The sequence below is a fragment of the Burkholderia sp. MS389 genome, assembly GCF_016899425.1.
Lineage (GTDB): Bacteria > Pseudomonadota > Gammaproteobacteria > Burkholderiales > Burkholderiaceae > Burkholderia > Burkholderia sola.
This window is the reverse complement of sequence record NZ_CP045994.1, coordinates 2,918,141-2,937,945: the sequence shown is the minus strand read 5'-3', so window position 1 is coordinate 2,937,945 and position 19,805 is coordinate 2,918,141. Positions and strand designations below refer to the sequence as shown.

The 19,805-nt window shown below is 68.8% G+C and carries 20 protein-coding genes; 7 read left to right on the top strand and 13 right to left on the bottom strand.

Annotated elements, in window-relative coordinates; genetic code table 11:
• Nucleotides 1-20 precede the first annotated feature (20 nt).
• The 3 genes from kynA to kynB form a co-directional block, all read right to left on the bottom strand.
• Nucleotides 21-956, bottom strand: coding sequence for a tryptophan 2,3-dioxygenase (gene kynA, locus GJG85_RS13680; protein ID WP_050017015.1), 936 nt, complete (start codon nt 954-956; stop codon nt 21-23).
• Nucleotides 957-1,046: 90 nt separating this feature from the next.
• Nucleotides 1,047-2,297 (bottom strand): kynureninase, encoded by a 1,251-nt coding sequence (kynU, locus tag GJG85_RS13675; protein WP_089488931.1) that lies wholly within the window; start codon nt 2,295-2,297, stop codon nt 1,047-1,049.
• Nucleotides 2,298-2,327: 30 nt separating this feature from the next.
• Nucleotides 2,328-2,969 carry an arylformamidase gene (kynB, locus tag GJG85_RS13670; RefSeq protein WP_050017019.1) on the bottom strand — a complete coding sequence of 214 codons (642 nt, stop codon included), beginning with the start codon at nt 2,967-2,969 and terminating at the stop codon, nt 2,328-2,330.
• 129 nt (nt 2,970-3,098) lie between these two features.
• On the opposite strand from kynB, the gene GJG85_RS13665 reads away from it, so the two are divergent.
• Complete coding sequence (locus GJG85_RS13665) at nt 3,099-3,599, top strand: Lrp/AsnC family transcriptional regulator (protein WP_006477992.1); 501 nt, start codon at nt 3,099-3,101, stop codon at nt 3,597-3,599.
• Here GJG85_RS13665 and GJG85_RS13660 read toward each other — a convergent pair.
• From GJG85_RS13660 to GJG85_RS13650, 3 genes are all read right to left on the bottom strand, one after another.
• The gene (locus GJG85_RS13660) at nt 3,586-4,095 is read right to left on the bottom strand and encodes a flavin reductase family protein (RefSeq protein ID WP_050017021.1); all 510 of its coding nucleotides are present in this window, start codon (nt 4,093-4,095) and stop codon (nt 3,586-3,588) included. The genes GJG85_RS13665 and GJG85_RS13660 overlap by 14 nt on opposite strands.
• 279 nt (nt 4,096-4,374) lie before the next feature.
• Nucleotides 4,375-5,040 (bottom strand): hypothetical protein, encoded by a 666-nt coding sequence (locus GJG85_RS13655; RefSeq protein WP_050017023.1) that lies wholly within the window; start codon nt 5,038-5,040, stop codon nt 4,375-4,377.
• Nucleotides 5,037-6,443, bottom strand: coding sequence for a selenium-binding family protein (locus tag GJG85_RS13650; protein ID WP_204383378.1), 1,407 nt, complete (start codon nt 6,441-6,443; stop codon nt 5,037-5,039). The genes GJG85_RS13655 and GJG85_RS13650 overlap by 4 nt, the downstream gene beginning before the upstream one ends.
• Before the next feature lie 591 nt (nt 6,444-7,034).
• Here GJG85_RS13650 and msrA point away from each other — a divergent pair.
• A complete protein-coding gene (gene msrA / locus GJG85_RS13645; RefSeq protein WP_050017027.1) occupies nt 7,035-7,595 on the top strand; it encodes a peptide-methionine (S)-S-oxide reductase MsrA in 561 nt (186 codons plus the stop codon).
• A gap of 31 nt (nt 7,596-7,626) precedes the next feature.
• On the opposite strand, the gene GJG85_RS13640 is transcribed toward msrA, so the two are convergent.
• The 3 genes from GJG85_RS13640 to pdxH form a co-directional block, all read right to left on the bottom strand.
• Complete coding sequence (locus tag GJG85_RS13640; RefSeq protein WP_050017029.1) at nt 7,627-8,928, bottom strand: DUF72 domain-containing protein; 1,302 nt, start codon at nt 8,926-8,928, stop codon at nt 7,627-7,629.
• A 23-nt stretch (nt 8,929-8,951) separates the two neighbouring features.
• A complete protein-coding gene (locus GJG85_RS13635; protein ID WP_050017030.1) occupies nt 8,952-10,172 on the bottom strand; it encodes a cyclopropane-fatty-acyl-phospholipid synthase family protein in 1,221 nt (406 codons plus the stop codon).
• Between the two features lie 121 nt (nt 10,173-10,293).
• Nucleotides 10,294-10,938, bottom strand: coding sequence for a pyridoxamine 5'-phosphate oxidase (gene pdxH, locus GJG85_RS13630; protein WP_050017032.1), 645 nt, complete (start codon nt 10,936-10,938; stop codon nt 10,294-10,296).
• A 128-nt stretch (nt 10,939-11,066) separates the two neighbouring features.
• Between pdxH and GJG85_RS13625 the strand changes: the two genes are divergently transcribed.
• On the top strand, nt 11,067-11,924 hold the full coding sequence (locus GJG85_RS13625) for a tRNA threonylcarbamoyladenosine dehydratase (RefSeq protein ID WP_050017033.1): 858 nt from the start codon (nt 11,067-11,069) through the stop codon (nt 11,922-11,924).
• Between the two features lie 108 nt (nt 11,925-12,032).
• Here GJG85_RS13625 and trxA read toward each other — a convergent pair whose 3' ends face one another.
• The gene (gene trxA / locus GJG85_RS13620) at nt 12,033-12,881 is read right to left on the bottom strand and encodes a thioredoxin (RefSeq protein WP_050017034.1); all 849 of its coding nucleotides are present in this window, start codon (nt 12,879-12,881) and stop codon (nt 12,033-12,035) included.
• Between the two features lie 52 nt (nt 12,882-12,933).
• Nucleotides 12,934-13,815, bottom strand: a complete 882-nt coding sequence (locus GJG85_RS13615) for a pirin family protein (RefSeq protein WP_050017036.1) — start codon at nt 13,813-13,815, stop codon at nt 12,934-12,936.
• 217 nt (nt 13,816-14,032) lie between these two features.
• Here GJG85_RS13615 and GJG85_RS13610 point away from each other — a divergent pair, with 217 nt between their 5' ends.
• Nucleotides 14,033-14,911, top strand: coding sequence for an EamA family transporter (locus GJG85_RS13610; protein ID WP_176016142.1), 879 nt, complete (start codon nt 14,033-14,035; stop codon nt 14,909-14,911).
• 45 nt (nt 14,912-14,956) lie between these two features.
• On the opposite strand, the gene GJG85_RS13605 is transcribed toward GJG85_RS13610, so the two are convergent.
• The gene (locus tag GJG85_RS13605) at nt 14,957-16,489 is read right to left on the bottom strand and encodes an N-acetylmuramoyl-L-alanine amidase (protein WP_050017039.1); all 1,533 of its coding nucleotides are present in this window, start codon (nt 16,487-16,489) and stop codon (nt 14,957-14,959) included.
• Nucleotides 16,471-17,022 carry a tRNA (adenosine(37)-N6)-threonylcarbamoyltransferase complex ATPase subunit type 1 TsaE gene (gene tsaE / locus GJG85_RS13600; RefSeq protein ID WP_050017041.1) on the bottom strand — a complete coding sequence of 184 codons (552 nt, stop codon included), beginning with the start codon at nt 17,020-17,022 and terminating at the stop codon, nt 16,471-16,473. The genes GJG85_RS13605 and tsaE overlap by 19 nt, the downstream gene beginning before the upstream one ends.
• A 17-nt stretch (nt 17,023-17,039) precedes the next feature.
• On the opposite strand from tsaE, the gene queG reads away from it, so the two are divergent.
• From queG to xerD, 3 genes are all read left to right on the top strand, one after another.
• Entirely contained in the window at nt 17,040-18,275 is a 1,236-nt protein-coding gene (queG, locus tag GJG85_RS13595) for a tRNA epoxyqueuosine(34) reductase QueG (RefSeq protein WP_050017043.1), read from the top strand.
• A 63-nt stretch (nt 18,276-18,338) separates the two neighbouring features.
• Complete coding sequence (locus GJG85_RS13590; RefSeq protein ID WP_050017046.1) at nt 18,339-18,809, top strand: methylated-DNA--[protein]-cysteine S-methyltransferase; 471 nt, start codon at nt 18,339-18,341, stop codon at nt 18,807-18,809.
• Nucleotides 18,806-19,768: a site-specific tyrosine recombinase XerD gene (gene xerD / locus GJG85_RS13585; RefSeq protein ID WP_050017047.1), complete on the top strand. Its 963-nt coding sequence runs from the start codon at nt 18,806-18,808 to the stop codon at nt 19,766-19,768. The genes GJG85_RS13590 and xerD overlap by 4 nt, the downstream gene beginning before the upstream one ends.
• Nucleotides 19,769-19,805: the final 37 nt, after the last annotated feature.

The following is a 19,805-nucleotide window of genomic DNA, read 5'->3' as shown; positions in this document are numbered from 1 at the left end:
GTGCGGACGCATCGCGTGCGTTACAGCGTGGTGCGCACGTGCCAGAGCTCGGGGAACAGTACGACGTCGAGCATCTTGCGCAGATACGGCGCACCGCTCGTGCCGCCGGTGCCCTGCTTGAAGCCGATGATGCGTTCGACCGTCGTCACGTGACGGAAGCGCCACTGGCGGAACGCATCCTCGAGATCGACGAGTTCCTCGGCCATCTCGTACAGTTCCCAGTGCTGCTGCGGATGACGGTAGACCTCGAGCCACGCGGCCTCGACCGTCTCGTCGTGCCGCATCGGCTGGGTCCAGTCGCGCTCGAGCCGCTCGGGCGCGATCGGGAACCCGCGCCGCGCGAGCAGGCGCACGACCTCGTCGTAGAACGACGGCGCTTCGAGCGTCGCGCGCACCTGTTCGAGGATGTCGGCCCGGTGCGCATGCGGCTGCAGCATCTGCGCGTTCTTGTTGCCGAGCAGGAATTCGAGCTGCCGATACTGGTACGACTGGAAGCCCGACGACTGGCCGAGATACGGCCGCATCGCCGAATACTCGGACGGCGTCATCGTCGACAGCACGTTCCACGCCTGGACCAGTTGCTCGAGGATGCGCGACACGCGCGCGAGCATCTTGAACGCGGGCGGCAGCGCGTCGGTGCGCACCGCGTCGAGCGCGCCGCGCAGCTCGAACAGCGCGAGCTTCATCCACAGTTCGCTCGTCTGATGCTGGATGATGAACAGCATCTCGTTGTGATCGGGCGACAGCGGATGCTGCGCGTCGAGGATCGAATTCAGCGACAGGTAGTCGCCATAGCTCATCGACTTCGAGAAATCGAGCTGCGCGTCGTGCCAGCCGGCTTGAGCGTTGGCCTCGCCCGGCACGTGCGGGGCCTCGTGCGCGGCTTGCGCCGGTTGTGCGGCGCGTGTGCCCGAGAACGGGCAGCCTGCCGGCGCGTCGCCGCCGGGCGGCTGCATGTGACCAGAATTCACGACTTTCTCCAGATTTGAATGACGAACGCGTGGCGCGCGCTGCGCATGCGGCGGCGGCGCGCCACGCAATACCGCTCAGGTCACCGCGCCGCGTTCGGCGAACTCGGGCGCCTTCCACGCGTCGGTGGCGAGGATGTCGCGCAGCGTCTCGACCGCATCCCATACGTCGGCGAAGCGCGTATAGAGCGGCGTGAAGCCGAAGCGCAGCACGTACGGCTCGCGGTAGTCGCCGATCACGCCGCGCGCGATCAGCGCCTGCATCACTTCGTAGCCGTGCGGATGCTCGAAGCTCGCCTGCGAGCCGCGCTGGTGATGCGCGCGCGGCGTGACGAGCTTCAGCGACAGGCCCGCGCAGCGTTCCTCGACGAGCGCGATGAACGCGTCGGTCAGCGCGAGCGACTTGCGGCGGATCGTCTGCATGTCGGTCTGCAGGAACACGTCGAGCCCGCATTCGACCATCGACATCGACACGATCGGCTGCGTGCCGCACAGGAAGCGCGCGATGCCCGGATCGGGCGCGAAGCCCGGCTGCATCGCGAACGGCGCGCGGTGGCCCCACCAGCCCGACAGCGGCTGCGAGAAATGCGCGAGGTGACGCTGCGGCACCCACACGAATGCGGGCGAGCCGGGGCCGCCGTTCAGGTACTTGTACGTGCAGCCGACCGCGCCGTCCGCGCGCGCGCCGTTCAGATCGACCGGCACCGCGCCGGCCGAGTGCGCGAGATCCCACAACATCAGCGCGCCCGCATCGTGCACCAGTTGCGTGACGGCCGGCATGTCGTGCATGTAGCCGGTGCGGTAGTTCACGTGCGTGATCATCGCGACGGCCGTGTCCGCGCCGAGCGCGCCGGGCAGGTCGGCCGGATCGTCGATCAGGCGCAGTTCGTAGTTGCCGCCGAGCTGCTCGATCAACCCTTGCGCGATATACAGGTCGGTCGGGAAGTTCGAGCGCTCCGACACGATCACGCGACGCTCGGGCGCGCGCTCGGCCTGGTGGCGCAGCATCGCGGACAGCAGCTTGAACAGGTTGATCGAGATGGTGTCGGTGACGACCGTCTCGCCGGGCGCGCCGCCGATCAGCGTCGCGAGCTTGTCGCCGAGGCGGCGCGGCAGCGCGAACCAGCCGGCCGTGTTCCAGCTGCGGATCAGGCCTGCGCCCCATTCGGCGCCGATCACCTGCTGCGCGCGGGCGGCCGACGCGCGCGGCTGCGCGCCGAGCGAGTTGCCGTCGAGGTAGATCACGCCGTCGGGCAGCGAGAACTGGTCGCGCAGCGGGGCCAGCGGGTCGTCGCGGTCGAGCGCGAGCGCATCTTCACGGGTCTTGATCATCATGATGTGAGGTCGTAGGTCGGGTAGTCAGGAAGCCTGCGCGGGCAGCGCGCGCAGCACCGCGCGCACGGGGCTCGCGTCGAGCGTCGCGAATTTCAGCGGCAGCGCGATCAGTTCGTAGTCGCCGGTCGGCACGTCGTCGAGCACGATCCCTTCGAGGATCGCCATCCGGTGCGCGCGTACGCGGTGATGCGCATCCATCGTCTTCGATTCCTGGGGATCGAGCGACGGCGTATCGATGCCGATCAGCTTCACGCCGTGCGCGGCGAGCAGGTCGACGGTGTCGGGCGCGACCGCGCAGAAGTTGCTGTCCCACTGCTCGACCGCGGCGCGCGCATAAGTGCGCAACAGCACGCGCGGCGGCACGCCGTCGAGCGCGGCTTCCACATCGGCCGGCCGCACGACGGGCGATGCGCCGATGCAATGGATCACGCGGCACGGGCCGAGATAGGTGTCGAGCGGCACCGCGCCGATCGGCGCGCCGTCGGCGTCGTAGTGCAGCGGCGCGTCGCAGTGCGCGCCCGTGTGCGGCGACAGCGTCAGCCGCGCGACGTTGACCGGCGAGCCGGCCTCCATCCGCCATACGCGTTCGACGGAAACCGGCGTATCGCCCGGCCACACGGGCGTGGCGGGGCTGACCGGCGGCGAAATGTCCCAGAGTGTGTCCATGGCATGACGAAGCGTGAATCGATGCTTCGAATGATAGGTGGACGCTCGCAGAAAGTGCTTGCGAAATAAACATGGACAATCCGCCGGATTGGCAGATAATTCGACTCAGAGGGAAAACGGGGACCAAAAATGCACGCGATCACGCTCGATGCCACCGACTGCCGGATTCTGGCGGTATTGCAGGAGGAGGGCAGAATCAGCAATCTCGACCTGGCCGAACGCATCTCGCTTTCGCCATCCGCCTGCCTGCGCCGCATGCGCCTGCTCGAGGAGCAGGGCGTGATCGAGCACTATCGCGCGTGCCTGAGCCGCGAGAAGCTCGGCTTCGAGCTCGAGGCGTTCGTGCAGGTGTCGATGCGCAACGAAGAAAATCAATGGCACGAGCGCTTCGCGGAAGCGCTGCGCGAATGGCCGGAGGTGGTCGGCGCGTTCGTCGTGACGGGCGAGAGCCACTATTTGCTGCGCGTGCTCGCGCACAACCTCAAGCACTATTCGGATTTCGTGCTGAACCGCCTGTACAAGGCGCCGGGCGTGATGGACATCCGTTCGAACATCGTGCTGCAGACGCTGAAGGACGAAGCGGGCGCGCCGGTCGGGCTGGCGCGCACGGGGGCGATCAAAGCGGTGTGAGGCCGTGGAAGCCGCCGCCGTGGAACACGAGCGGCGGCGCCGTGTCCGATACCGCGCGCACGCCGCAGCGTTCCACTTCGCCGACGAAGATCACGTGGTCGCCTTCGTCGTAGCGGCTGCGGTTGTGGCATTCGAACCACGCGAGCGCGCCGTCGAGCACGGGCATCCCGGAGTTGCCGGCCGCATGCGCGATCCCTTCGAAGCGGTCGCCCTTGTAGGTCGAAAAGCGCTTGCACAGGTCGAGCTGCGACGCCGCGAGCACGTTCACCACGTAGTGGCTGTTGCCGCGGAACACGGGCGTCGACGCCGATTTGTGCGCGAGGCTCCACAGCACGAGCGGCGGATCGAGCGAAACGGAATTGAACGAACTGGCGGTGATGCCGATCAGTTGGCCGGACGGCGCGCGCGTCGTGATCACCGTCACGCCCGTCGCGAACTGGCCGAGCGCTTGCCGGAACGCGGCCGCGTCGAAATCCGGCGGATTGGCCTGGCTCATCGGGCAGCCATCCGGAACGGGACGGGCGGGCGCGACACGACACGGGCGTGACGGGTGCGGCGGACGAAAGACGACAAGGCGGTCGATTGGGAAGGGGTGCGCATGGCCCGATTTTAGCGGAATCGGGGCCGGCGGGCCCGGTCGGGCGGCGCATCGCGACGGCAGGGTGACGTAGCGAACACTGCGGCGCGCGACCGGCAGCGCGGTTCTGTCCCGTTTTTAACGGCGCGGCGATGCCGCGCGGCATGTCGTTGCGCCAGCGAGCGATCGCTACCCGCGCTATCGCGCCGCCGCCAGCCCGAGCGACAACGCCCCCGTGACGATCAGGCTCGACGCCCACACCGTATCGAGATTGAACCAGCTGCGCGACACGAACTTCAGCCCGAGATAGCGGTACACGAGCCACGCGAGCCCGCCGCCGGCGGCGATCATCGCGGCCGCATGCACGGCCGCGACGACGAGCGCCATCCCGAGATGCGCATCGACGAGCGTTGCCGCCGCGCGGTGGCCGGCATCGCGATCCAGCCCGCACAGACCGAGGTAGATCGGCACGAGCATCAGCCCCGCGCCGTGCGCGAGCGCGACCGCGAACGACCACAGGCCGAGCCGCGCCGGCGGAATCCGCGCGAGCGCCCGCGGATGCCGGCGCCGGATCAGCAGCACCGCGCCGAAGCCGATCACCAGCGCGCTCGCGCCGATCCGGATCGCCGACTGCCACGCGAGCAGCGCCGCGAGCAGCCCGAACGGCAGCATCACCGCGAAGACGGCCAGCGCATGACCGACCGCGAGATAGCCGAGCGCCGCGACGAGGGCGCGACCGCGGCGCGTCATCAGCGCGTTCGACACCGCGAGCGGCCAGCCCATCGCCGGGTTGAGCCCGTGATAGACGCCGCTCGCGAGCACGGCCGCCCACAGCGCGAACGGCGCGGGAAGGCCGGCGCTCAACGCTTGACCGACGGATAGCAGAACGAGTCGGTCGAGCAGTCGCCGCCTTCGAGCCGGATCTGGTGCGCGCGATAGCCGTCGGGGAATTCGACCCAGTAGTCGTCGGCGAGCGTCAGCCCGCCGTCCGGCCCCGCGTGCGCGAGCACCTGCGCGGCCGGCACGCCGTCCGGATAGAACTGATCGTCCCACGTCGAATAGAGCGAGTTGGTCCAGTACACGCGCCGGCCGTCGCGGCTGATCTCGACCATCTGCGGGCCGCCCGCGAACGCGCAGCCGTTCGAGTGCGGCGCACGGCGCGCGATGCCGCCGATGCGCACCGACCCGGCGAGCACCGGGTTGTGCGGGTCCGACACGTCGTACTGGCGCATCTCGCCGGTGCCCCAGCACGACACGTACAGGAAGCGGTCGTCGAGCGACAGGTCGATGTCGGTCACGAGCGGCGGCACCGCGCCGAATCCTTGCAGCAGCGGCGGCAGCTCGTCGGCCGTGGCCGGCTCGGCCGGGATCGTCGCGGTCTTCTTCACATGGAACTTGCCGTCTTCGCGCCACCAGGTCCAGATCGAGCCTTCGAGATTGGTCGTGTCGACCACGACGCCGACGAATCCGTATTCGCGCACCGGGTCGTGCGCGGGCCGCACCTCGAGCGCCATCTGGTGCTGCGCGCCGAGATCGATCGTCTGCACGTTGCGCCGCGCGCGCAGGTCCCAGAAATGCAGCCGGTGCCCGTACTTGTTCGCGAGCAGGTCCTCGGGGACGATCCCGTGCTCGAATTGCGGCGGCAGCGCCCATTCGCTCGACACCATGTAGTCGCGCGGCAGGTTCCACCAGAAGTCGTAATGCTTGTCCTGCGGGCCGCGGTCGATCTCCCAGCGGCCGAGCACGTCGAAGGTCTCGCAATCCATGATGAAGATGCCGGGCGCGCCGTCGGTGCCGTCCTTGCCCGCGCCGCCGAGCGTGCTCACGTAGATGCCCTCGGGCCCGCAATGCACGGTGTGCGGCCGCGAATAGCCGGTTTTCGCGAAGATCTCGTCGGGTTCGATGATCTTGTGGATGCGCGCCTGCGTCGGATGCGGCTTCGTGTCGATCACGTAGATGCGCGACGAGCGCAGGCCGGGGATGATCAGGAAGCGGCGCTCGAGGAACGCATGGCCGGTGAGCGGCGACAGCGACGACGAGCACGCATTCCAGCCGAAATGGTGAAACTCGTCGCCGGTATTCGGCATCGTCACCGTATGGACGATCTTGCCGTACGTCGGCGAACCGGGCTTCACGTCGATCACGGCGAGCGCGTCGGGTCTGGAAAAATCGGGGCTCAGCAACAACGTATAGGCAAACGCTTCCGCCGGCGCCTGCATCGCAAGCTCGGGCGAAGCGTGAAACGTCGGGTCGGGCCGCATGCTCATGGTGATGCCTCCTCGATGGGTTGGGATCGTGAACGCACGGCCGTTCGTTGCGGGCGTGCGGGTCGGGATGGCCGCGCGGGGTGCATCGTGCCGGCGGGTGCGATCGACGCACGGACGCACGTGTCGGTGCCACGCGCGGCGCCGTGCATCAGATCGTGAAAGCGGGGAAAGCGGGTGACGGCGACAGGCCGGATCGCCGCACCGGCGGCGGGGCGGACGGGCGGCAACGTGATGAAGCAGCCGAAGCGGCGCCTCGCGACGCGGCAGCGGCCGGGCGGGTGATGCGGGTGAATTCTGTTAAGGCATGCATAGCGATGTTCCGGCAGATGATGTTTGCATCAGGGTCGGGCATGCATCGAACGCTGCGCGCGTGGCGGCGGGTTTGCCGCCGCGCCAGCGCGTGCCTAAGTGTAGACGAGAATCGTGCAGGCGAGTCGGGCGCGGCACCTGGGTGATCTGCCAGTTTCGCGCGCGAGTGAGATACTTGCCGGAGTGCCGCTGCGTGCCGCACCGCGGGCGGGCGGCGGCGACGCGAAACGACGGCGCCGGTACTGGCGTGCCGGCTGCCTTCATCCACGAGGGACTGATTTCATGGGGAACGAGATGCTTGAAACCGCGACGCTCGGAGGCGGGTGTTTCTGGTGCACGGAGGCCGTGTTTCTCGACGTCGACGGCGTGACGGCCGTCCAGTCGGGTTACGCGGGCGGCCATACGCGCAACCCGGGCTATCGCGACATCTGCGAAGGCGACACCGGCCACGCGGAAGTCGTCAACGTGACGTTCGATCCGGCGCGCATCGGCTATCGCGAGATCCTCGAGATCTTCTTCGCGACGCACGATCCGACCACGCTGAACCGGCAGGGCAACGACGTCGGCACGCAGTACCGGTCGGTTGTGTTCACGCATTCGGATGCGCAGCGCGACACGGCGCTCGACGTGATCCGCGAGCTCGAACGCGAGCAGGTGTTCGGCCAGCCGATCGTCACACAGGTCGTGCCGCTCGACGGCAACTACTGGCCGGCCGAGGACTATCACCAGAACTATTACGCGCGGAACCCGGGGCAGGGCTATTGCTCGGTCGTGATCGGGCCGAAGCTCGCGAAATTCCGGCAGAAGTTCTCGCACCGGCTGAAGTCGCTGCGCGGCGCCTGAGCGTCGGCGGCGCAAGCCGGCGAAACCAGCGTCAAGCCGCCTCGTTGCGCCACTGCGCGCACGCGGCGGCGATTTCGCGGGCGAGCGCGATGCACGACAGCGGCGCGGAGCCTTCCGCCTTGTTGTTGATCGTGATGATCACCGGCTGCCCGGCCAGCGCATAGCGCGCGGCGAGTTCTGCGAGCGCCGAGCGCGTGGCCGGATCTTCGTCGACGAGCTTGTCGAACGGCTCGTATTTCGCTTTCGCCTGCTCGTACTTGAAGCCGCCGTGCAGGCTCCAGCGCACGATCAGCGGGCCCGGCGCATCGCCGTCGAGCAGTGCGAGCGCGGCGGCCTGGCGCAGCGGGTCGGGCATCCGCGCGTGCAGGCCGACGCAGTAGCGCACGCCGAGCGCGGCCAGCGCGCGGATGAAGCGCGGCGTGAGCAGGCTCGCGTCTCGGATCTCGATCGCGTAGCGCGTGCCGTCGGCGTCCGGCGGCAGCGGCGGCAGCGCCGCGAAGAACGCGGCGAGCCGGTCGATCAGCGCGGCCGGCTCCGCGAGCAGCTGATCGGGCAGTGGCGAGAACTGGAACACGAGCACGCCGGCTTTCCGGCCGAGCCCGTCGAGACACGGCTGGACGAATTCGCGGGTCGCGAGCTGGGCATCGAGGAAGGTCGGGTTCGGCCCGGACGGCTCGCCGCGCCGGCCGCGGATCACCGCGTCGGTCACCGCGGCCGGCGCCTTCACGACGAAGCGGAAATCGTCGGGCACCTGCTGCGCGTAGCGCAGGTAGTCGGCCACCGACAGCGGCCCGTAGAACGACCGGTCGAGGCTCACGCTCTTCAGCAGCGGATGCGCGCCGTACGCTTCGAGCCCTTCGCGCGACAGCTTCGTCTGCGCGAAATCGCCGTCGTAGACGATGCCGTTCCAGCCGGGGAAATACCACGACGACGTGCCGAGCCGCACGTTCGGCGGGAGGCCTGCCGCGGCGTCGGCCACGTCCGCCGAGATCGGCGCGGGCAGTACGCCGCGCTTGCGGCGGCCTTTCTTCGGCTCGGCGGCCGGCGGGGGCGGTTCGTCCCACAGCAGGCCGGACGACGGGGCAGGCTCGTCGTCATCGGCGGCGGGGCGGGAGGTCTGTCGGGCAAGCCGCGTCGGTCGCGCGTCCTCCTGCGCGTCCGGCGTCACGTGCTCATCGGCGCTGGCGGGGCGATCGTCGTCCGGCGGCGACGCGCGTGCGGCATCCGTCGGCACGCCGAACAGATCGAACTGTCCGTCGGCGTGCGACTCGTTGGCGTCGTCGCGCGGCTGTCGTTGCGGCGGCGCGTTGCGCCGCGTCCTGCCGTCACCCATGCATGCCCTGCGTGATGCGCCGCCTAGCGCGGCAGCGCGTGTTCGTACATGTAGCGCCGCGACCACGGCAGCGTTTTCGCGCTGCGTCCGGCCTTGCGGCACACGATCTGGAAGATCGACACGTCGTCGTGCTCGAACGCATACGCGCAGCCGGCGAGATACACGCGCCAGATGCGGAATTTTTCGTCGTCGACGAGCTTTCTCGCTTCCTCGGCTTTCGCTTCGAAGTTTTCCGTCCAGATATCGAGCGTGCGCGCATAGTGCCGGCGCAGGCTTTCGACGTCAACCGCCTCGAGGCCGCCGCGCTGCGCCGCTTCGAGCGCGAGGCTGATGTGCGGCAGCTCGCCGTCCGGGAACACGTAGCGATCGATGAATTCGCCACCGCCGAGCGCCGTTTCGCCGCTTTCCGCGTCGGTCGACGTGATCCCGTGATTCATTGCGATGCCGTCGTCGGTGAGCAGCTCGCGCACGCGCGAGAAGTAGAGCGGCAGGTTCTTGCGGCCGACGTGCTCGAACATCCCGACGCTCGTGATCCGGTCGAACTGGCCGTCGATCTCGCGGTAATCCTGCAGACGAATCTCGATCTTGTCCTCGAGCCCCGCGGCCTTCACACGCGCGGTCGCGAGGTCGAACTGGTTCTGCGACAGCGTCACGCCGAGACACGTCGCGCCGAACTTCTGCGCGGCGCGCAGCACGAGCGCGCCCCAGCCGCAGCCGATGTCGAGCAGGCGCTGGCCGGGCTCGAGCTGGATCTTCGTCAGGATGTGGTCGATCTTCTTGATCTGCGCGGTGGCGAGATCCTCGTCGCCGTTCTCGAAGTACGCGCACGAGTACACCATGTTCTCGTCGAGCCACAGCTGGTAGAACGCGTTCGACACGTCGTAGTGGTACTGGATCGCCTTCTTGTCGGTGCTCTTCGTGTGATTGAAGTAGCGTTTCACGCGGGCCAGCTTGCTCGCGCTCGTCACGGTGCTGCGCGCGAGCGAGTAGCCGATGTTGATGATGTCCGACAGCTTGCCTTCGATGTCGATCTTGCCCTTCACGTACGCCTCGCCGAGATTGTCGAGGCTCGGTTCGAGCAGCAGCGGCAACGCCGATGCGCTGTTCACCTTCAGCGTGACCTGCGGCGCGCTGAAGGTGCCGAAATCGAGTTGATCGCCGTTCCACAGCACGAGTCGCGCCGGTATGTTCGCTTTTGCCCGTACTTCATCCGCCCACTGTGCCAGCTTCTTTTCCCAGAACATTTGGATTCTCCGTTTGTTCGTTGAATCGAATACAGCCAAGTATCTTGACCGGCGCCCACCGCTTGCGGCGCAGGCACCCGGATGCAACACGAGACACGACCGGCGCACGCCGGCGCCGCGCTTACGGCGACAGGCGCGAGATCGTCCAGCCCGGCGCCGCCGCGGCGTCGCGCGTATAGAGCAGGCGGTCGTGCAGCCGCGACGGGCGCCCCTGCCAGAATTCGATCGCGTCGGGCACAAGGCGGTAGCCGCCCCAGTGCGGCGGGCGCGGCGGGTTGTCGCCGTAGCGTTCGCTGACGGCCTGCTCGCGCGCTTCGAGCGTCGCGCGGCTGTCGATCACGGTGCTCTGGTCCGACGCCCATGCGCCGATGCGCGAGCCGAGCGGGCGCGATGCGAAATAGCGGTCGCTTTCTTCCGCGCTGGTTTTCTCGATCCGGCCCTCGATGCGCACCTGGCGCTCGAGCTCGATCCAGTAGAACAGCAGCGCGGCTTGCGGATGCACGGCGAGATCGTGGCCCTTGCGGCTGTCGTAATTGGTGAAGAAGACGAACCCGCGTTCGTCGACGCCCTTGATGAGCACGATTCGGGCCGACGGCCGGCCGTCGGCGCCGACGGTCGCGAGCGTCATCGTGTTCGGCTCGGGCAGCTTGGCGGCGAGCGCCTCCTTGAACCAGCGATCGAACTGGGCGAACGGGTCGGGGGCGGCATCGGCTTCGTCGAGCGAAGCACGCGAATAGTTGATGCGAAGATCGGCGAGAGTCGTCATGTTATGCAAACGCTTCAATCTGGGGCCAGTATAGCTAACGCGCGAGAATCGTGCGTGCACAGTGGGGCGGGGGAGCGGGGAGTTCAGGCAAAATAGAGGGCTGCACGACTTACGTTTTCCTTGCTGCCATGTCCTCCGCCGACGCTGCCCCGCCCCGTTCTTCTGATCTTACCCCGACCCCGGAAATCCAGCTTGACGTGGATCGCGCCCGGCGTTTCGGCGGCGTCGCGCGCCTGTACGGCGCGCCGGCGGCCGCCGCGTTCGAGCGGGCGCACGTCGCGGTGATCGGGATCGGCGGCGTCGGGTCGTGGGTGGCCGAGGCGCTCGCGCGCAACGCGGTCGGCACGCTGACGCTGATCGATCTCGACAACGTCGCGGAAAGCAACACGAACCGGCAGGTCCATGCGCTCGACGGCAATTACGGCAAGCCGAAGGTCGACGCGATGGCCGAGCGGATCGCGCTGATCGATCCCGCGTGCCGCGTGAACCGGATCGAGGATTTCGTCGAGCCCGACAACTTCGACGCGCTGCTCGGCGGCGGCTTCGACTACGTGATCGATGCGATCGACAGCGTGCGCACGAAGGTCGCGCTGATCGCATGGTGCGTCGCGAAACGGCAGCCATTGATCGTCGTCGGCGGCGCGGGCGGACAGCTCGACCCGACGCGCATCCGCATCGACGATCTCGCGCTGACGATCCAGGATCCGCTGTTGTCGAAGGTGCGCGCGCAATTGCGCAAGCAGCACGGTTTTCCGCGCGGGCCGAAGGCGCGCTTCAAGGTCAGCGCCGTATATTCGGACGAGCCGCTGATCTATCCGGAAGCGGCGGCCTGCGACATCGAGGACGGCGCGGAGCCGTCCGCTGCCGCGCATGTCGCGGGGCTCAACTGCGCAGGCTTCGGTTCGAGCGTGTGCGTGACCGCGAGCTTCGGTTTCGCGGCGGCCGCGCATGCGCTGCGGGCGATCGCGGCACAGGCGGCCGGCTGAGCGCGCGGCGCGCGGGCAGGGAAGGATGACGCTTCGGCGCGGGGAGCGCGCCGCGGGCGAGACGGCGATGCAGCCGGGCCGTTGCGGTCCGGCCAGTCGCGCGTCAGGTCAGTTGAGCGCCATGCTCAGCTTGCGTCGCCATGCGGCGACGAGGTCGGGGCGATCGCCGGCCAGTTCGAACACCGAGATCATCGTGCGGCGGCCGAGGTCGTCGCCGTATGCGCGATCGCGCGTCACGATTTCCAGCAACTGCTCCAGCGCCCCTTCGTACGCGCGCCGCGCGATCAGGCTCTGCGCGAGGTCGAAGCGCGCGTCGAGATCGGCCGGGTTCGCCGCGATGCGTGCCTCGAGCGCGTCGGTCGGCGGCAGGTCGGCCGTGGCGTCGAGCGCGTCGAAACGGGTCTTGATCGCCTGGTAGCGCGGGTCGCCGTTCTGCACGGTCTGCGGCGACAGGCGCTCGGTCTCCGCGCGCGCGGCGTCGACTTCGTTGCGCGCGAGCAGCAGCTCGATCAGGTCGAGGCGCGCGTCGTCGTAGCCGGGGTTCAGCGCGAGCGCCGCTTCGAGGTGCGTGAGCGCATCGTCGAAGCGCTGTTCGGCCATCGCGTACTGCGCGGCGCGGCGCTCGGCTTCCTCGGCCGCCGGCAGCAGCCGGTCGAGGAACGCGCGCAACTGCCCTTCGGGCAGCACGCCGACGAACTGGTCGACCGGCCGCCCGTCGGCGAACGCGATCACGTGCGGGATGCTGCGCGTCTGGAAGTGCGCGGCGAGTTCCTGGTTCTCGTCGACGTTGACCTTCACGAGCTTCCAGCGGCCGGCGTAATCGGCTTCGAGTTTTTCCAGCAGCGGGCCGAGCGTCTTGCACGGGCCGCACCACGGCGCCCAGAAGTCGACCAGCACGGGCGTGTCCAGCGACGCCTCGATGACGTCTTTCTCGAATGTGGCAAGCGTGGTGTCCATGTCGTTCTCTTCCGTTCGAATATCGTCAGGATGGGGGCGGCGCGCCGCTTTTTCAACGCGGCTTCGATTCGGGCAGCGGAATCCACTCGGTCTCGCCGGGCACCTTGCCCATTTCCTGGCGCGTCCATGCTGCTTTCGCGTGCTCGATCGCGTCGCGGCTGCTCGCGACGAAATTCCATTCGATGAAGCGTTCGCCGTCGATCCGGTCGCCGCCGAGCAGCATCGCGCGCGCACCGCTGCCGCTCGTCAGCGCGACCGTCGCGCCCGGCGCGAGCACGGCCATCCGTTCGGCCGGCACCGGCGTGCCGTCGATCGCGAGATCGCCATCGACCACGTAGACCGCGCGCTCCTCGTGCGACGCATCGAGTTCGAGCCGGCCGCCGACCGCGAATTCGGCCGCGACGTACAGCGTGCGCGAGAACGTCGTCACGGGCGAATGCAGCCCGAACGCGTCGCCGGCGATCACCGTCAGCGCGACGCCGTTTTCATCGCGCTTGGGCAGCGTGTCGGCGGCGTGGTGCTCGAACGACGGCTCGGTCGTCTCGTGCGTTTTCGGCAGTGCGACCCAGGTCTGGATCCCGTGCACGGTGTGGCCGTTCGCGCGCTGCGCGTCGGGCGTACGCTCGGAGTGGACGATCCCGCGGCCGGCCGTCATCCAGTTCACGTCGCCCGGCACGATTTCCTGCAGCGAGCCGAGGCTGTCGCGATGCAGGATCGCGCCGTCGAACAGGTAGGTGACCGTCGCGAGCCCGATGTGCGGATGCGGGCGCACGTCGAGCCCCGTGCCGGCCGGCAGTGCGGCGGGCCCCATGTGATCGAAGAAGATGAACGGGCCGACGAGGCGTGCGGCGAGCGCGGGCAGCGTGCGGCGCACCTGCAGGTTGCCGATGTCGCGCACGTGCGGCTTCAGCAGGGCTTTGATCGAGTCGGTCATGGCGGGCCTCGTGGGGAGCGGCTGGGTTGGCGGTCATTGTACTGGCGGCGCGAGGCGGCCGCGGCAGGCACGCGTCGTGCTGCGTCCGCCGCGCGGCACAAGCCACCGCGTCCGCCGCCGATTCCATATGCGCCGCGCGGGTATCGGGCGCGGCGGCGAAACCCGGTAGACTGACCGGCTTCACAACGACAATTCGACAATCGAGGAGACGCCGATGATGGCCCCGAAGGACTTGCTGCTCGCGCTGGTCGTGATCCTGGCGTGGGGCGTGAACTTCGTCGTGATCAAGGTCGGCCTGCACGGCATGCCGCCGATGCTGCTCGGCGCGCTGCGCTTCACGCTCGCGGCCGTGCCGGCGGCGTTCTTCGTGCGGCGGCCGCAGATTTCGTGGCGGCTGCTGGTGCTGTACGGCGCGACGATCCAGCTCGGCCAGTTCGTGTTCCTGTTCACCGGCATGTACGTCGGGATGCCGGCCGGCCTCGCGTCGCTCGTGCTGCAATCGCAGGCGTTCTTCACGCTGGTGTTCGCGATGCTGTTCCTCGGCGAGCGGCTGCGCGTGCAGAACCTGGTCGGGCTCGCGATCGCCGCGGCCGGGCTCGTCGTGATCGCCGCGCAGGGCGGCCGCGCGATGACGCTCGCGGGCTTCCTGCTGACGATCTGCTCGGCCGCGATGTGGGCCGTCGGCAACATCGTCACGAAGAAGGTCGGGAAGGCCAACCTCGTGTCGCTCGTCGTGTGGGCGAGCCTCGTGCCGCCCGTGCCGTTCTTCCTGCTGTCGCTGTGGTTCGAGGGGCCGCGGCGGATCGCGACCGCGCTCGCCGGGCTCGACGGCGCGTCGATCTTCGCGGTCGTCTATCTCGCGTTCGTCGCGACGCTGCTCGGCTACGGGCTGTGGAGCCGCCTGCTGTCGCGCTACCCGGCCGCGCAGGTCGCGCAGTTCTCGCTGCTGGTGCCGATCGTCGGGCTCGCGTCGTCGGCGCTGCTGCTCGACGAGCATCTGACGCAATCGCAGCTGATCGGCGCCGCGCTCGTGATGGGCGGGCTCGCGGTGAACGTGTTCGGCGGGAAACTGCTGAGCCGCTTCGCGGCATCGTGACGCGCCGGCACGCGCGGCGTGCCGGCGGCAGGGAACGGGTGACGCTCAGGCCATCCGGTTCTTCGCGAGCGGCGGATTCGCGGCGAAATAACGCTTGATGCCGCGGAAGATCGCGTCGGCCATCTCGTCGCGATAGCTGTCGTCGTTGAGGCGGCGCTCTTCGTCCGGGTTGCTGATGAACGCGGTCTCGACGAGGATCGACGGAATGTCGGGCGCCTTCAGCACCGCGAACCCGGCCTGCTCGACCGAGCCCTTGTGCAGCTTGTTGATGCCGCCCACTTCCTTCAGCACGTAGTTGCCGTAGCGCAGCGAGTCGCGGATCTGCGCGGTCGTCGACATGTCGAACAGCGCGCGGTTCACGGCCGCGTCCGCCGTCTTGATGTTGATGCCGCCGATCAGGTCCGACGAATTCTCCTTGTTCGCCATCCAGCGCGCCGCGGCACTCGTCGCGCCGTGGTCGGACAGCGCGAACACCGACGAGCCGCGCGCGGACGGCGTCGTGAACGCATCCGCGTGGATCGACACGAACAGGTCGGCGCCGACGCGGCGCGCCTTCTGCACGCGCACGTTCAGCGGCACGAAGAAGTCGGCGTCGCGCGTCATCATCGCGCGCATGTTCGGGGCGGCGTCGATCTTCGCGCGCAGCTTCTTCGCGATGTCGAGCGCGATGTGCTTCTCGTACGTGCCGCCGCCGCCGATCGCGCCCGGATCCTCGCCGCCGTGGCCCGGGTCGATCGCGACCGTCAGCAGGCGTACCGTGCCGCCCTTGCCGGATTTTGGCGCGGTGAACTTGTAGGTGTCCCCGTCGTCGTCGTTGTCGTCGCGGCGCGCGATGACGGGCGGCGGCTTGACGGCCGGCTTCGCGGGCGTCGACGGCGTGCCGGCGGCCGGCGGCGTATGCGGCGCGGCCGGGGTGTTCTGCGCGAAACGCTGGAAGAATGCGTCGCTGTTGTCGCCCGCGCCCGCGCCGGGCGGCGGGGTGCCCGGGCCGGCCAGCGTGGACGGCGGTTGCATCTGCTGCGCGCGCGCGGTGTCGTTGAGCGCCTGTTCCTTGCGTTCCGTCTGCGCGATCAGGTCGGACAGCGGATCGGGCGCGACGGCCGGATACAGGTCGAACACGAGCCGGTACTTGTACGTGCCGACGGGCGGCAGCGTGAACACCTGCGGCTTCACCGAGCCTTTCAGGTCGAACACCATCCGCACGACGTGCGGCTGATACTGGCCGACGCGCACCGACTGGATCTGCGGATCGTTCGGCGCGATCTTCGATACGAGATCGCGCAGCGCCTGGTCGAGGTCGAGGCCGTTCAGATCGACGACCAGGCGGTCGGGACCCTGCAGCAGCTGTTGGCTATTCTGCAGCGGCTGGTCGGATTCGATCGTGACGCGCGTGTAATCGCGTGCGGGCCACACGCGCACGCCGAGCACCGACGACGCGTGCGCGAGCCGCGGCGCGACGAGACCGAGCACCAGCGTCGACGCCCCCGCGCGCAGGATCTGACGGCGCCGCCAGTTGTGCGTCGCGGTGGCCGCCGATTCGATCGAGCGGAACGGTTTGATCAACATCTTTCGAGACATGCCTTTCCTGAAGCGCTGTACGCCCGGACGGTGAGGGCACGGCCGTCGCCATCCACGTCGAGCGAGAAAACCAGATCGGGCACGCCGAGCAGCGCACCCGCCTGTTGCGGCCATTCGACGAGGCAGATCGCGCTGGAATTGAAATATTCGCGAAAGCCTGCATCGGACCATTCGGCCGGATCGTTGAATCGATACAGATCGAAGTGATAGACCTCGAGTTCCCCGTCGCTGCGCTCGAGCGCGTACGGCTCGACGAGCGTATAGGTCGGGCTGCGCACGCGCCCCGGGTGGCCGAGGCCGCGCAGGATCGCGCGCACGAGGGTCGTCTTGCCCGCGCCGAGATCGCCGACCAGCTGGATCTGCAGCCCGTCGAACGCATGGGCGCGGCCGAGCTCGATGCGCGCCGCGTCGAGCGCGTGCGCGAAGCGGGTGCCGAAGGCCTCGGTTGCAGCTTCGTCGGCGAGCGCGATCACGCGCTCCGCGAGCGGGGCGGGCAACATGGCATGAGGCGGTTGGCTGGACGTGGCTGGCATTCTCGTAAAATAGTGCGATGAACCGACTACCGGAACGCGCCGCATCCGACAGGCCTTCGACTCATGGCGAAGGCGCGGCGCCGTGCGCGCTCGACGATGCGGCGTTGAGTGCGCTCGCCGCTCGCATCAGGGCGTGGGGGCGCGAATTGGGTTTCGGGGCGATCGGCATCAGCGACACCGATCTCTCGGATGCCGAAGCGGGCCTTGCCGCCTGGCTGGAAGCCGGATACCACGGCGAAATGGATTATATGGCCAAACATGGGATGAAACGCGCGCGGCCGGCCGAACTTGTGGCCGGTACGCGACGCGTGATTTCCGTGCGGCTCGCCTATATGCCGGCCGAAACGCTCGCGGCCGACACGCCCGACGACGAGCCCGGCGCGCTCGCGCCGCACGACTGGCGCGCGCGCGAACGGGCGCGGCTCGACGATCCACAGGCGGCCGTCGTGTCGATCTATGCGCGCGGCCGCGACTATCACAAGGTGCTGCGCAACCGGTTGCAGACGCTCGCGGAGCGCATCGAGCACGAGATCGGCGGGTTCGGCTACCGCGTGTTCACCGATTCGGCGCCCGTGCTCGAAGTCGAGCTCGCGCAGAAGGCCGGGGTCGGCTGGCGCGGCAAGCACACGCTGCTGCTGCAGCGCGATGCCGGCTCGCTGTTCTTTCTCGGCGAGATCTACGTCGACCTGCCGCTGCCGACCGACGCGCACACGTCGCCCGACAGCGCGCCCGAGGCGCCCGGCGCGCACTGCGGCAGCTGCACGCGCTGCATCGACGCGTGCCCGACCGGCGCGATCGTCGAGCCGTACCGCGTCGACGCGCGCCGCTGCATCTCGTATCTGACGATCGAACTGAAAGGCAGCATCCCCGAGCCGCTGCGGCCGATGATCGGCAATCGCGTGTACGGTTGCGACGACTGCCAGCTCGTGTGCCCGTGGAACAAATTCGCGCAGGCCGCGCCCGTCGCCGACTTCGACGTGCGGCACGGCCTCGACCGCGCGACGCTCGTCGAGCTGTTCGCGTGGGACGGCGAGACGTTCGATACGCGGATGCAGGGCAGCGCGATCCGGCGCATCGGCTACGAAAGCTGGCTGCGCAATCTCGCGGTCGGGCTCGGCAATGCGCTGCGCACCGGCGCGGACCGGCTCGCGCCGCCGGCGCGCGCCGCGATCGTCGCCGCGCTGCGCGCCCGCGCCGACGATCCGTCGCCGATCGTGCGCGAGCATGTCGAATGGGCGCTGCGAGCCGCGTGAAGGCGGCGTAAAGTGTCGTCGGCGCGCGGGCAGGGCCGCGCGCATTCCGGTCAGGAGAAGTCCATGTTCAACGCAGTCATCGACGCGCCGTTCGGCAAGGTCGGCATCCGCACGGATGCCGCGGTGGTGCGCGAGATCGTCTATCTGCCCGAATCGATGAAGTCGGTCGATCCGGACTCGGCGCTCGCGAAGCGCGCGGTCGAGCAGATCGAACGTTATTTCGAGCGCGCATCGGCGCGCTTCGACCTGCCGCTCGCCGACGTCGGCAGCGCATTCCAGCACCGCGTATGGGACGTGATCAGCGACATCCCGCCCGGTACGGTGCTGACCTACGGCCAGGTCGCGAAGCGAATCGGCAGCGCGCCGCGCGCGGTCGGCCAGGCGTGCGGCGCGAACTACTTCCCGCTCGTGATTCCGTGCCATCGCGTCGTCGCGGCGGGCGGCCTCGGCGGATTCGCGAACCACGACGACAACGGCTATTACCAGAAAGTGAAGCGCTGGCTGCTGGCGCACGAGGGCGTGCCGTACCAATGAGCGAACCGATGATTTCCCCCCGCGCCGACAACGACAGCGAGATCGACGCCGTTGCGGCATCGCCCGCGCTGCTCGCGAGCCGCGCGTCGATCGACGTGTTCTGCGATGCGCTGTGGCTCGAGCACGGGCTCGCGCGCAACACGCTCGATGCGTACCGGCGCGACCTGGTGCTGTTTTCCCACTGGTTGGCCGCGACGCACGGCGCGCCGCTCGACTCGGCCGACGAGGCGATGGTGACCGGCTACATCGCCGCGCGCAGCGACGGCAAGGCGACGTCGTCGAACCGGCGGCTGTCCGTGTTCCGCCGCTATTACGGCTGGGCCGTGCGCGAGCATCGCGCGAGCGCCGACCCGACGCTGCGGATCACGTCCGCGAAACAGGCGGCCCGATTCCCGTCGACGCTGTCCGAGGCGCAGGTCGAGGCGCTGCTCGGCGCGCCCGACATCGGCACGCCGCTCGGCCTGCGCGATCGCACGATGCTCGAGCTGATGTACGCGAGCGGGCTGCGCGTGAGCGAACTCGTGACGCTGAAGACGGTCGAGGTCGGCCTCAACGAAGGCGTCGTGCGCGTGATGGGCAAGGGGTCGAAGGAGCGGCTCGTGCCGTTCGGCGAAGTCGCGCACGGCTGGATCGAACGCTACCTGCGCGATGCGCGGCCGGCGCTGCTCGGCGCACGCGCGGCTGATGCGCTGTTCGTGACCGCGCGCGGGGACGGGATGACGCGCCAGCAGTTCTGGAACATCATCAAGCGTCACGCGCAGCAGGCCGACGTGCGCGCGCACCTGTCGCCGCACACGCTGCGGCACGCGTTCGCGACGCACCTGCTGAACCACGGCGCCGACCTGCGCGTCGTGCAGCTGCTGCTCGGCCACAGCGACATCTCGACCACGCAGATCTATACGCACGTCGCGCGCGAGCGGCTCAGGACGCTGCACGCGCAGCATCACCCGCGCGGCTGACACGCGCCGCGCGTGCATTCGCGCGGCGCGGACTGCA